We start from the raw sequence: 13,831 nt of genomic DNA, 5'->3' as shown, positions 1-13,831 counted from the left end.
TCGTCCATGGACCCGCGGCAATTCTTGCAGGATCGGGCAAAAAGCGAACAGGAACAGGCAAAGCTGCCGCCGCCGCGCAAATTATAATGAATGTAATCGATAGAGGAGGAATGATTATGCATGTATTTGTCACAGGGGCGAGCGGTTTTGTCGGCTCGGCTGTAGTACGGGAATTGATAGACGCGGGGCATATGGTCACCGGCCTGGCCCGTTCGGATCAGGCCGCAGCAGCACTTATGGCGGCAGGAGCCGCTGTACACCGCGGCGCTCTGGATGATCCGGACAGCCTGCGCCGGGGAGCGGCGGCAGCGGATGGCGTGATTCATGCCGCCTTCATCCATAACTATGCGGATCTCACTGCTGCGGGCGAGACAGACCGGCTGGCAATCGGGGCTATGGGTGCCGAGCTCGCGGGGTCCGGCCGATCGCTGGTCGTAACCTCCGTCATCGGGCATCTTACCCCGGGTCAATTGGCCACGGAGGATACGGCACCCGATCCGGACGCTTCAGTCAAGCACCGCGCCGGTTCTGAAGAAGCTGCGCTTGCACTCGCCAGCGAGGGCGTCCGGGTATCCGTGCTGCGGCTTCCGCTGTCGGTGCATGGGGATGGCGATACCGGCTTTGTTCCGGGCCTAATCCAGCTTGCCCGCCGCACAGGCATATCTGCATACGTAGGCAATGGCTTAAACCGCTGGCCTGCTGTGCACCGGCTGGACGCTGCGCGTCTGTACCGTCTGGCACTTGAAGGAGCCCCTGCCGGGACCATACTTCATGCGACCGGCGACGAAGGAGTGCCGCTTGTTGAGATCGCCGGTGTGATTGCCCGCCGGCTCGGACTGCCGGCCGCCAGCATTCCCGTTAAGGAAGCTGCGGAGCATTTCGGCTGGCTGGCGCATTTTGTCTCCCTGGATATCCCGGCTTCGAGCGATAAAACCCGGGCGCTGCTCGGCTGGCAGCCTGTACATCCGGCGCTTCTGGCCGACCTTAACCGTGACCCATATTTTTGCAACGAATAACTGAGAAGAATGGAGGATTCGAATGGCAGAACCTGTTCAGCAACCTAGTACGTTCACTTCACAATATTCCGTGATAACCGCCGTTCTGGTCCTATGCTCGCTTGTTGTTGTATCAGGCATTTATGTGACGCTGCCGTTAGGCTCCCTGTTAGCTGATGCCTTTCAGGCATCACCAGCCCGGGCAGCAGGGGCAAGCAGCGCTTTTACATTGGCTTACGCCTTGGGCTTCCTGCTGTTCGCCCCGCTCTCCGAGCGTCTCGGCCGCTGGCCGGTCATGTTCTGGGGACTGCTTGCGTTAGGCCTCATAACCCCTCTGCTGGGACTGGCACAGGATCTCTCTATTCTTATTGCGCTCCGCGCCGTACAGGGACTGGCCGCAGCAACCTTCGCACCGACGGTGATGATCTACATCACCGAGAGCTTCCCGCCGCAGCGCAGGGTGGCGGCCATGGGACTTATCAGCACCGGATTTCTCGTCTCGGCCATCGCCGGACAATTGTTCAGCAGCACAGTTAGCGGATATTGGGATTGGCGTTATGTCTTCTATATTCACGGAGGCTTATGCCTGGCGGCTGCGTTACTGACTGGCCTCTTCGTTCCAAGAGGCAAAACGGTGCGGACCCGGGCAAGCCTGGCCGTACTCTACAGACAGCTGCCCGCACAATTCCTGAACAAACGGCTGGTGCTGTGTTATCTGATCTGCCTGACGATTCTCCTGTCTTTTGTCGGGATGTACACAATCTTTCAGGAGGAGTTGACGAAGCCCCCCTTTGCTCTGACTGCCGCCCAGCTTATGCAGGTAAGAGCCGCAGGACTCGCGGGGATGATCCTGTCGCCGTTCTCGGGATGTCTCTCCGCCAGGTTCGGCTCCAAGCGGATGCTCCAGGCCGGCCTTCTGCTCGCCGCCGCAGGCCTTGCCGCCGCAGGATTAAGCAGTACCCTGCCTCTGCTGGTCGGGATGAGCATTGTGTATATTGCGGGAATCTCCATCCTGATTCCGGTGCTGATCTCACTGATCGGCCTCCTTGCAGGGGAGCGGCGCGGGCCGGCTATCACCATATATTCACTGATGCTGTTCACCGGGGCCTCTGCTGGTCCGCAGGCGGCACTGAGTCTTATGCACGCAGGCGGCGGCCTGACGGCTTTTGAAGCATTGGCTGCACTTCTGCTTGCCGCCTTCGGGATCTCCTGCTTCATCCGGACACCTGAGCTATGAGCTTCTTCTTCCGGGCAGGAGCGCCGCCGGGATCAATGCTACCGCAGAGAAGGCAATCGTCCACATTAACGTATGGTCGAAGGCAATAACCGTAGCAGCCCGCTCATGCGACAGCACAGCATGAAGCTGTTTCTGCAAAATAACTGCGATCACCGAAACACCAAAAGCGCCGCCGATCTGCTGCATAATCCGGGTGGTGCTGCTGGCATGGGGAATCTGCCCGGAAGTCAGGCCCACATAGGCTGAAGCCATAACCGGCAGGAACACACAGCACCGAGCCGAGGAAGAACATGCACAGTGAGAACAGCCACGTTCTCCGGCCCCCAAACCGCTCTACTGCCCAGCCCACAGCCGTCTTCTCAGCTCCAGCTCTTCATATACCCGCTCCAGCGGCAGCCGCATGGCCTGACTCGCAATATTTACGGGAGTGCCGACGAGACGGAGGTTGATAGCCATCAGCCACCGCTTCACTCCGCGTTGCCGGGCCAGATACGCTTTGGGATCAGCAAGGTAGACGCAGATGTTTTTTTGTCCGGAGAAGCGGATCAGGCGAATATCCTTAATGTCCTCCCACATGATCCGTCCTCCGGGAATTGCAGAAGAGCGGTCATCGATGCCCTGGGCATCTGCCACAAGCAGCGGTGAACGGCGCAGCAGCATGAAGAGATAGACCACTACTCCCAGGCCGAACAGCACGGTGAAGACGATTCCCAGCGTCCGCAGAAGGATGGCAGGATCTTGCGTCACCTCCCCGGACGTTTTGAGCAGCAGGACCCCCAAGAGCATAAAAAGCAGCGATCCCGTGAACAGCAAAAGCTGCTTCACCCGGGAGGCTTCCACTACGAACGGCTGGTAACCTCCATCGTTATACGGCGGATAGCCCATGTTGTGTCCCTCCTTCAAGACCCTGACGCCAAACTTCGGCGCGGGGGTCCTCTACGTTTCTTCACAATCTAACCATATTGTTTACCCAAAAAATTGACGTTCGTAACTCCTTATCTCCGTAATAGCTTACGCCAGGCGGCACGCTGCAAAGGGGTGTTCTTGCTCTGGAAACCAACCAGAATGTATTCGGTTTTTCGATTACATTGGGCGCTGGGCGTAATGCGAAACAGCGGTGCCCCCGTAGTGGGTGCACCGCTGTCCAGTTACTTTCTTCAATAATTTCAGCCTCTCACTCAGGCTACAGCTTCCAGATCCGGTACAGAATCACCGCTGCTTCCGCGCGTGAGAGGGTGTCCCCCGGAGCAAGCTTGCCGTTCTTACCGTTCACTACGCCGTATTTCAGCAAGGCGGACACGCTGTCCTTGGCATAGGCGGAGATGTGACCGGCATCGGTGTAAGATGCTAGCGATCCGCTGCCTTCAGCGATGATTCCAGCCGCCTTCAGGGCACGCGCCGCAATTACCATCATCTCCTGGCGGGTGATGATGCCCGCTGGCTTAAAGGTATTGTCCGCATAGCCTGTGACGATACCGAGCTGCTTCGCGGCCGCAAGCTCCTTGCTGTATGCCGCATTGTTCTGGACATCGCTGAAGCCTGCAACTGCTTCAGCAGCAGCCTTAAGCTCCAGCACCTTCACAAGGGAGGCCGTGAAGTCTGCCCTGTTCACAGGGTCCGCAGCAAACAGGCTGTTCCCGTCCGGGATGATACTGCGGGCAGCCATGGCAGAGGCTGCCTGCTTAGCCCAGGACACGTTCCCGATATCTGTGAAGGCCAGCGGAGCATAGGCAACGGCAAAGGTGCCGAAATCCAGAGTACGGAACACCAGCGCTTCCTTCACTGCATCATAACGGCTGTTCACCACAGCAGACCACGCACCGCTGCCGGCGAGCGAACGGACCAGAAGGGATTCCAGGCTGCCAAGCTCTGCTGCTGACGCTTTGTAAGAAATAGAGACGGTTATCGCGCCGCTGCCAGACAAGGCTACCTTCTGCCCGCCTGCAAGCAGACTCAGCTCCACCACCGGACGGCTGCCGGTCTGCTGGAGAGCACCGGCATTCAGGCCTTCGGCTGTGGAATGCTTGACCCGGATGCTGACATATTCAGTGGTTGCTGTAATCCCTGCGAGCTGCTCACTTGGAATGGACAGCGTAGCAAAGCCGTTCTGGAGGACAAGCAGGAACTTCTCCTGCGTCTTCAGGCCTTGAAGCGGCAGCTGGGCTTCATAGGAGGCCACACCTGTCTGGTTCGCCAGATCGATGATGATCTGCTTCCGCCCGTCTGCTGCCGGGGCCGCCTGCTTCAAGGCTTGCTGCCACAGCTCGCCCGTCACAGTGGCTTTGGCCGCTGTGCCTTCGGTCTTCACCTCAGGTCTGATCGTCACTATGCCGTCCTTGACATCAAACTGTGCAGGCTTAGGCGCAGGTGTGCTGCTGGTATAGCTGGTGCCGCCGGAATCCGGTGCCGATGTTGGCGTTGGCGCAGGTGTTGGTTCCGGAGTCGGTGTTGGCGTCGGCTCCGTTGACGGCTCGCCGCCGTCTCTAGCCTTAAGCGTCAGCACCCCGAAGACGGAGGTGTCCTGATAGCCGTTGCCGGTGGTATCATTCCAGGCGGCCACACTTTGCCGGACGCCGTTCTTGGCATCGTTGATCTGAGTATCGAAGCCGATTTTGGCGCCTCCGGCTGGCGTAATCTTTTTGAACGGAATCTTCATTTCGAGCGTATAGTTGGTTCCGTTAACCTTGGTTACCGACTCGAAGCCTGCACTGATGGCTGCGGGACTGAAAGAGGCTTCATTGTCGTAATTGACCCGGTATTGTCCGTCATCACTCTCATAGAAGGTCGTGCGGCCGAAATTCTCATCCACGAAAATCTCGACAGAGTCCTGCTCCCATGCATTCACATTACTCTTGTCCAACTGGGCGTCACTGACCTGAACCAGCACATACAGATTCTGGTCATCCCACAGAGTGCGCGTGCTTCCGCTTGCGCCCTGCCAGGCCATCTGATAACGGTTCACAGCCATCTCAGGCGCAGAGGCCCAGATTCCATCCGCTGTTCCGTCAATAACCGGCGTGCCGTAGACTGCCTCTGACACGTTGGCTTCTGCCGTATTCGGCTCATGCTCAGCCATGAATTTGGCCGGATCAATGACCGCGTAGTAAGCCGGCTTCGCCTGCAAATCCCTGTCGAACAGCAGCGGGCTTGACTCCGCTCTCCAGCTTGTGCGGTCATCCATGCCCCAGAAGGTTACCCGCGCAATATGGTCGGCATGGGCCTTGTAGAGATCCATCAGCCTCGCGTACAGATAGCCTTGGGCAATCCGTTCCTTCTCTGTCTGCGTATTCTGGCTGCCGGCCTGAATATCCAGTTCGGTAATGCTGACCTCTACGCCAAGGGAGATGAATCTCTCCAGCGACAGCTTGACGTTATCTGGATTCGTATTGATATTGTAGTGCGCCTGCATCCCCACACCATCAATCAACAGCTTGCCGGGATGGGTCAGCGCGTACTTGTCATTCAGTTCCTTGACCATACTGTAGATAGCCTGGGCCTTGTTCTGGTTATCGTCATTGTAATCATTGTAATACAGCTTGATATCCCATTCCGGATGCTGGTCCAGCACTTCTCTGGCCGCCAGGAATGCCTGCTCCAGATAATCCGGACCGATGGCTTCATACCACGGAGCCTTGCGCAGCGCCGCTTGCCAGTCCGAAGGATTGGACGGGTTATCATTCATTGCCTCGTTGACCACATCCCAGGAGATGACCCGGTCTCCGAAATGTTCCATGACTCCCTTGATGTGGGCTCTCAGGTTAGCGAGTGCTTCGTCACGCCCCAGGGGAACGCTTTTGCCTGCTGCATCCGTCGTCAGGTTCATCCAGTCAGGCGATTGCTGATACCATACCAGTACATGCCCATGCATCTTCATCCCTTCAGCCAGCACCTTGTTCACCATCGCATCCGCTGCTGTAAAAGTGAAATTGCCTTTGGCCGGCTGCAGCGCATCCGGCTTCATGGCATTACCTGCGGTAGCAACGTTGTGATGCATCTTCAGCAGGTCCAGCCGTACGCCTTCCAGATCCTCGGCGGATAGCGCGTTGCCGATCAGGAAGTCATTTTGATAGGCTGTTTTTAGCGGAATCAGATCTCTCTGAATATCCACCGGAGCGGTACCTGTATGCTCGAAATTAATATCATCGATATAGAAGGAAGCGATTGCATTATTGGAACTTTCGATATACAAGGTCAGGTATTCGCCGCCCACGCTGTTATAGCGGTAGCTGCCCTCATATTTCACCCAGCCGTCAGCCGTACTGATCGTCTTAGGGGACAGGGTCACATAACTTGCACTGCTGTCTGTGCCTACTTGCGTAGACAGCTGGAGCTGTGCGCTCGCCGGTTCGATCAGCTTCACCCAGGCAGAAAGGGTATATTCGCTGCCCTTGTCCACGTACTTCTCCACACGCAGGGAAGGCCCGTGCCAGGTATTGCTTCTGCCCTCGACCTTCAGGGAATATGAACCGCCCTCGGTATGATTCGCTTCATTCGTTACGGTCAGCGTCTCGGTTCCGGCTCTGCCGGTGAAGCCGCCCTCTTGCTGATCTTCAAAAGTCACTGTACTGAACGGCAAAGCCGGTTCACGCACAGGCTCTTCCCCGCCGCCCGGAGTGGACTCTGTCGTTATCAGAAGATCGCCAAGGTAGAAGGGTACTGTGGCTCCCTTATCGTTGGAGTTGATGCGCAAAGAATGGTCTCTCTTAGTAGAATCCGTGGCACTGGTGTCCACAGTAAATGTCTTCGTCAGTGTGACCGATTGCCCTGCCACATAGGGTATTGCTGCATAATTCCCGTAGCTGTTCACAGTCTGCAGCGCTGCCTCTGCTCCCTCTGGGAGCGTCACCTTCGCATCAACGTAGACAACTGCCGTTACCGTGTACGTTTTTCCATGCTGGAGACCGAGATCGGTGAACTTGAAATCAACTCCATCCCAGTTATCCTTCCGGTTGTTTACGTATAATGCTGCACCATCGGCATTCCCTGTAAAAGGAACCTCCTTCACCGCACTCAGGCTGGCTCCCCCAGACTGGCTAGTCTTGCCTGCACCATTCGCAAACGTCTCGTGATATACCGTGGTCTGTGCCTCGGCTGCCTGAGCAGCCGGAAGATATCCCCCTGCCGGAAGAAGCAGAAGGGCTGCCAGCAGCACCAGAGAGACCTGCTTAATTATTCTCTTCATGCGTTGCACTCCTCTGTATGAATTTGGGTTTCAATGAGTTAAGCGCTTACAGCTAATGTGGAAGCCTCCCCCTTCACCACCCAAATCGTAGCATATGGACCAAAGTGCGTCTTACCTGAAACTAAAGGTTGTACCGTGCTTTTTATAGATGATTCCGGCTGACTGCATAGCAAAGAAGACCCCTGAATTAGGAGTCTTCTAACCGGCAGGATCTAGATCAGCTTGTGCGCATACCACTTCTTGCCCCGGAAGCGCCACAGGAACACCGCTCCGCGCACTGCCCATTCGCAGTTCATCGCCAGCCATACCCCCAGCACTCCATAGCCCAGCACGATCCCGAGAATATAACCGAAGACCACCCGGAACAGCCACATGGTCAGCATTGAAGCAATTGAGGTGAAGCGGGAATCTCCCGCTGCCCGCAGGGCAGACGGCAGAATGAAGCTGAAGGCCCAGAGCGGAATCTGGGCAATCGCATTCACCAGCAGTACCACAAACAGATCATCGATGATCTCCGCAGGCGGAGAGAAGATCGACACCAGCGGATGGAACAGCGGCATCAGGATCAAGGCCACCAGGGCGTAAGAGGCGGAACCGATCCACAGGAAGGACTTGATGAACTTCCGGGCATCCGCTACATCCCCCCGTCCGATACACTGGCCGACCACGGTTACAATCGTCAGCGACAGCGCACTGGCCGGAATCTGAAAGACCATCGCCAGCGATCCGGCAATCGCATTGGTGGCGATGGCATACGTGCCCAGACTGACAATGAAGATCTGCGTCAGCAGCTTGCCGCCGTTGAAGAACATCTGCTCTGCGGCGAACGGTACGCCGATGAACATGATTTTGCGCAGCATCATAAGCGGAACATGGAACAGGTCGCGGAACTGCACACGCAGCACCGAATCGAACTTGAACAGATAGATCAAGGCACAGGCCATCCCCACATAACGAGCAATATTGACCGCAAGTGTCATGCCCAGTACACCCATGTCCAGCAGGTTAATAAAGACAATGTTGAGGATAACGTACAGCAGGTTCATAATCAGCGACAGCATCAGCGAAGCCCGCGTCCGGCCCACGCCCCGCAGCGCACCGCATACAGCCTGAACCACGGCAATCCCCAGATACGAAATGCTGCTGCCGATCATATATACCCGGGCATTGTCCAGCACATCGGCGGAGGCCGTTCCGAACAGCAAATTCAGAATTGGCGTATGGAAGGACATCAGCAGCAGACCGATTCCCACCGCAAGCAGCGAGACCGAGGTAACCGATCCGGCCGTGGCCTGGGAGACCATGCGGTCATTCCCGCTTCCTTTATACTGCGCAACCACCACCGTCCCCCCGGTCGCAATCGCCACAAATACATTGATCAGAAAAATATTCAGGGAATCCACCATATTCACCGCACTGACTGCCGCCATACCCGACGAGCTGATCATTGCGGTGTTGACCAGGTTCAGCCCGATAATGAAGGCCTGGTCAATCAGAATCGGGATAAACAAAGCGATAATTTGCCGGTAATCCATGCTGTCTCCGGACAGATATTTTTCCAGCCATTTCTTGGCCGGTTGAGGAGCTTGAAGCTGCATACATTGATCACATTCTTTTCTGTAGAATAATTGCAGGCGTACTATACATTCCTTCCAGTTTACTACAGATTCCGCTTCAAGTCTGTGTTAAGAGTGGAATTCGTTCAGATTACCGGATAACATTCCCTGCTCCCTAAGTAAAATCCTGGGTCCGGCCGAAATATAGAATGAGAGTATTTACATTCGGAAGGAGGAGCCTATTATGAACAATGAGATCGTTAAAAGTCTTATCCAGCAGGTGACGGAAGAAGTGTTAGCCGAGAACCAAGCTGCCTTGGAGCAGAGTGGAAACAGCCAAGCCAGCATTCAACTAGCTGTGCAATTGTCCGCCGTTACCACCCTTAAGATCCTTGAAAAGCTGGAGCTAATCGATAAGGATTAACCGCACAGCCTGCCTGTGCTACATACCCGTAAGGCACTCCGCGCAAAAAAACCGCAGGAAGCGAATTTCCGCCTGCGGTTTTTTTGCGTGCCTATGGGGGATTCAGGGGCATTTGTGCTCTTCGTTTACGCTGTCCGCCCGCTTTCGGCGAATTCAGGTGCACTAATGCACCTCATTCGCTCTCCACGCCCACTTTCGGCTAATTCAAGTGCACTAATGCACCTCATTCGTTCGCTCAGCCAACTATTCACGAATTCAGGTGCACTTCTGCTCTTCATTCTGACGGCTCAGAGGGATTTATCCCTCTCATTTTCGCTCACCGCCCATTTTCAGCTGAATCAATGGGATTTATCCCTTTCATTTTGACTGATCATCCACTTTTAGCCGTATCAATGGGATTTATCCCCTTCATTTCGGCTTATCATCCACTTTTAGCTGAATCAATGGGATTTTTCCCTTTCATTTGGGCTTATCATCCACTTTCAGCTGAATCAATGGGATTTTTCCCTTTCATAGCCTCTGATTGACTCTGATTGACAAATTACTCTTTTCGGCAGCAATTCCACAATACAACTCTTATATACGCTGCGCCTCCAGCTCCCTCCTAAGCTCAAGCGCTTCAATACCGGCCAGCAGCACAATGCCAATTCCGTGAGTATCGTTGAGCTGCCAGGTGAGCTGTTCTTTGTAATACAGTTTGTTGAAGGAATACCCCGATCCCCGGCAGACGCCATAGACGTTCCCCTGATGGTCGATGCAGTATTCGGCCAGCGCCATCCAGCCGCGCAGCGCTGCATCTGCATATGGATACGGCTCTGTCAGCCAACCTCTGCGCACACCGCGCGCAAAGGCATATACGAACATCGAAGAACACGATGCCTCCGCATAAGATTCGGGATCGGTCAGAACCTGATGCCATAATCCTGCGGCGTCCTGCAGCCGTATATATCCTTCGCACAGCGTCCGGTAAAAGGCCAGCAGTTCTTCCCGCTGCGGATGCTGCTCCGGCAGTACCTCCAGCAGCTCAGTCAGCGAGAACAGCACCCAGCCGTTGCCTCTGCCCCAGGCTACTCCATTCGGCTTGCCGAATTTGTAGTCATACACATGATGCATTATGCCAAGCTCCGGCTGGAACAGCCGATTACGGTAATGAAGAAACTGTGACACTGCATCATCCAGATAAGCGGGATCGCCCGTCAACAGATAATACCGGCTCAGGAACGGAGTGCTCATATACAGATCATCGCACCACATCGTTCCCTGCATGAAATCGGTGGTGCCCCGTGTACGGTAGAGCGCCCCATCCTCATCTCGGGACTGCGTATTTTGAATATACCGGGCGATATACGCCGCTGTTTCGGGCGCTCCATGCAGCGGCTGTTCTGCATGGGCCGCCAGCATCGTAGCACCGAAGGAGCCGCAGTCGTCCAGAGAGTCCATAAGCGCCAGCTGCTGGTTAATACCCGGAGCACCGTAGCGGCTGCGGTCCCAGAGCGAATACGCATGTAGCCGGGTACACTGCTCAATATGTCCTCTGGCATAAGTGGAATAATGAGGATCGCCCAGAGTCTGACCGGTACGCAGCAGACCATAGAGGGTCACCCCCAGCGGATAATTCCAGCGTCCGTACAGCGCACTCTCCAGATATGGCCTGACTGCCCCACCAGGACGGTCCACCCGCCAAAAGCATTCCTCCGCCCCTTCACCGAAGGGAGCATCCATAGAAGCCGCTTCCGCAGGCAGCGGTGCCACCGATTGCAGAAACGGACCAAGGTACAGCCATGGACCGGTCTGCCCTTCCACCGGATAGGGACCCACCAGCTTCACGGTGCTGTGGACTCCACTGGCACCGGCTCCCTTATTCAAGGTTCCCTGCGGAGAGCAGCAGGGTGAAGCTTCCGCAAGAGCCGCGCTACACTCCGCTTCCACCTGTACCTCTGATGTGTTCCCAGCCTCTGCCGCTTCCAGGCGGAAGCCCCAGCCGGGGCCGCCGCACACGGCCTCGACCAGCAGGTCATGGCTGCCGAAGTCCAGCGGCAGCACACACTCAAGGCCGGCACTCGCTTCGGGCTGGATGGCGGCAAGCCTGCCATCTACATAGACCTTGAGTGCCGCTACATCCCGGCTGCGGATAAGCAGCCGCGCGTCCGCTCCGCCCGGCGCCGTCACCGCCAGCCGGCTCCAGGCCAGCGCCGCCGCGCCGGGCACCGCGCCAAGCACGCGCGCGAGGTTGCCGCCCTGCGCCTTGTCATCCGGCCATCCGGCCGCCGGATACCACGCACAGCGGGCCGCCAGCTCAGCTTCGGCGGCCTCCGCGGCTTCGCCGCAGCGGACACTTCCGCGCTGCGAAGGCTCCGCGCGGTGCGCCGCAGCCTCTCCCTCAGGAACGCCGCCGCCCTCCGGCTGCAGCGTCCATCTGCTCTGCTGCGGCGCGCTGTAGATCCAGCCCTCACAGCCGCTGCGCTCCGCAGTCGGGGCCAGAAAATGCAGCGGCGCGCCCTTCACGCTCCCGGTGCCAAAAATCCCGCCGCAGCCGGTGCCGACAGCGGTACATTCCAGCAGGAAGTGATTCCAGCCTGCCTTCAGCCCGGTACGAAAGAACGCCTTGCGGTCCGGGAACACATCATCGTTCAGATTGGAAGCGAAAACGGCAACGCCGCCGACATAGACTGTCACCGGACCGAAGCAGCTGAGCGCGAGCGGTATTTCGCTGTCCGTATCGCTCCACAGCTTCCCCCAGGCATAGACAAATTCCCCGTCCCGCAGCTCAGGCAGCCGTTCTTTCAGATTCATCTCATACCGGCAATCCGACAGGCGCGGGAAGCTGTTCTCCAGATGAACGCGGTAGACCGGAGGCTGCGGCGGATTTGCACCGATATAGCGGTTCGCTATGATGGCAAGCATCGCTTCCGTATGCTCTCCGGCTGTGCGGACGATGGAATGACGCGGATGAAAGTAGACGGGAACATTGGCCTGCCCGGCATCACCCTTCACCGCATCCCCTCCCAAGGCACTATCCTGTATAGCAGCACCCTTCACGGCGTGCCCCCCCAAAGTACCATCCTGCACCACATCACCTATCACCCCATGTCCTTCCTCTGCGCTCACCACTGCCTTCCCTTCCCCGCCCCCCATCACAACGTCACCTCACCGCCGGGGTACAGGGTGGAGCTGTACAGCCGTTTGGGCTGGGGCAGCTGTTGTCCGGGGTGTGCCGCTTGCAGCGGGAGCGCTTCACCCGCATAGACAGCGGCCAGCTCATCCGTATAAATAATGACCTGCTCACTTCCACTGCCCAGCAGATCCCCGTGCACGGCGTAGCCCTGCTCGGCGAATTCGGCTACGATATTCATATGGCCGTCATAGAGTGCGGGAAGCACCGCTTCGCCCCGGCGGTACACCAGATTATAGTCGGGTGCACCCGGCCAGAACCGGCTGACGGCTTCGACAATGGTCAGCCAGCCGTCAGTGGTACGCTCTTCCTTCCACAGCTCGCGGCCGGAGCAATCCAGCAGGAACATGGCATCCTTGCCCCGCAGACCCTTGCCGTCATCCTCGCGGACCATACGGTCAAGACCGGCAATCTGCAGGCCGGGCAGGTCCGGGCGAAACCGCCCGAGCGCCAGATGCTGCGACTCGACAGAGCCTTCGTACCGCCACAGCTCTTGCCCGTTACTATCGTACATCACCGTCACACTGCCGCCGATGACCAGCTCCGGCACCCCGTCCCCGTTCACATCGCCGACCCACAGGCAGTCGGCATGATCGTCCAGATCATGGCAGCTCCACAGCTTATTTCCGTCCGCATCCAGCAGATCATATCCGGCCATCACCTCATCGCGCCCGTCACCGTCCAGATCGTACACCCAAGGATAGTGCCCCACATTGCCCTGATGGGTCCAGAGCAGCCGGAAGTCCCGATCCAGCGCCCACAGCTGATGGTAGCGGTCTTTGAGAATGATGTCGGAAGGATAATCGCCGCCTGACAGGTTGGCAATAATGATGCAGTCATGAGCCTCCTTCGCCGGCAGCGGGTGAACCGCTTTGACCTTGCCTGTCGCCCCCTCCAGAATATGCAGCTGGTCATTCATCACACAAAGCACCTCCAGCACCCCGTCACCATCGATATCGGCAATCTGCGCCGGATAATCGGAGCCTTGGCTGCCTGCGCCCGGGTCCGGCGTTCCCGTCTGCCACAACAGACGGCCATCCAGATTGTAAGCCGTCAGGCACTGCACCTGGTGCGGAATATAACGAACATCCTGACGGTTATCCGGCTGCACCAGCAGCAGCTCAGCCCGGCCGTCCCCGTCCAGATCGCCGAGCAGCATTTTACATCTTGGACCGGCGGCGGAGATATCCAACCCGGCCAGCCGGTGCAGCTTTTGACTATGATCCATATGATTCACCATACATCCTCCTTCACTCTATCCCTGT

General features: G+C 57.1%; 9 protein-coding genes. 3 read left to right on the top strand and 6 right to left on the bottom strand.

What is annotated here, in order from left to right; all coding sequences use genetic code 11:
• Positions 1-116: 116 nt before the first annotated feature.
• Both MKX51_RS07050 and MKX51_RS07045 read left to right on the top strand, forming a co-directional pair.
• The gene (locus tag MKX51_RS07050; protein ID WP_340991776.1) at positions 117-1,016 is read left to right on the top strand and encodes an SDR family oxidoreductase; all 900 of its coding nucleotides are present in this window, start codon (positions 117-119) and stop codon (positions 1,014-1,016) included.
• Positions 1,017-1,038: 22 nt separating this feature from the next.
• A complete protein-coding gene (locus MKX51_RS07045) occupies positions 1,039-2,232 on the top strand; it encodes an MFS transporter (protein WP_340991774.1) in 1,194 nt (397 codons plus the stop codon).
• Here MKX51_RS07045 and MKX51_RS07040 read toward each other — a convergent pair.
• From MKX51_RS07040 to MKX51_RS07025, 4 genes are all read right to left on the bottom strand, one after another.
• On the bottom strand, positions 2,227-2,484 hold the full coding sequence (locus MKX51_RS07040; RefSeq protein ID WP_340991773.1) for a hypothetical protein: 258 nt from the start codon (positions 2,482-2,484) through the stop codon (positions 2,227-2,229). The genes MKX51_RS07045 and MKX51_RS07040 overlap by 6 nt on opposite strands.
• 81 nt (positions 2,485-2,565) lie before the next feature.
• Entirely contained in the window at positions 2,566-3,117 is a 552-nt protein-coding gene (locus MKX51_RS07035) for an STM3941 family protein (protein ID WP_340942741.1), read from the bottom strand.
• A 298-nt stretch (positions 3,118-3,415) separates the two neighbouring features.
• Positions 3,416-7,414 (bottom strand): endo-1,4-beta-xylanase, encoded by a 3,999-nt coding sequence (locus MKX51_RS07030; protein ID WP_340991771.1) that lies wholly within the window; start codon positions 7,412-7,414, stop codon positions 3,416-3,418.
• A 212-nt stretch (positions 7,415-7,626) separates the two neighbouring features.
• Positions 7,627-9,012 carry an MATE family efflux transporter gene (locus MKX51_RS07025; RefSeq protein ID WP_340991770.1) on the bottom strand — a complete coding sequence of 462 codons (1,386 nt, stop codon included), beginning with the start codon at positions 9,010-9,012 and terminating at the stop codon, positions 7,627-7,629.
• A 202-nt stretch (positions 9,013-9,214) separates the two neighbouring features.
• On the opposite strand from MKX51_RS07025, the gene MKX51_RS07020 reads away from it, so the two are divergent.
• Positions 9,215-9,394, top strand: a complete 180-nt coding sequence (locus MKX51_RS07020; protein WP_340942748.1) for a hypothetical protein — start codon at positions 9,215-9,217, stop codon at positions 9,392-9,394.
• 576 nt (positions 9,395-9,970) lie between these two features.
• Here MKX51_RS07020 and MKX51_RS07015 read toward each other — a convergent pair.
• Together MKX51_RS07015 and MKX51_RS07010 are read right to left on the bottom strand one after the other, a co-directional pair.
• The gene (locus MKX51_RS07015; protein ID WP_340991768.1) at positions 9,971-12,529 is read right to left on the bottom strand and encodes a glycoside hydrolase family 88/105 protein; all 2,559 of its coding nucleotides are present in this window, start codon (positions 12,527-12,529) and stop codon (positions 9,971-9,973) included.
• Complete coding sequence (locus MKX51_RS07010; RefSeq protein WP_340991767.1) at positions 12,529-13,806, bottom strand: FG-GAP-like repeat-containing protein; 1,278 nt, start codon at positions 13,804-13,806, stop codon at positions 12,529-12,531. Before MKX51_RS07010 ends, MKX51_RS07015 begins: the two co-directional genes overlap by 1 nt.
• Between the last annotated feature and the right edge of the window lie 25 nt (positions 13,807-13,831).

The organism is Paenibacillus sp. FSL M7-0420 (assembly GCF_038002345.1).
GTDB lineage: Bacteria > Bacillota > Bacilli > Paenibacillales > Paenibacillaceae > Paenibacillus_AQ.
This window is presented reverse-complemented; position numbering and strand designations above follow the sequence as displayed.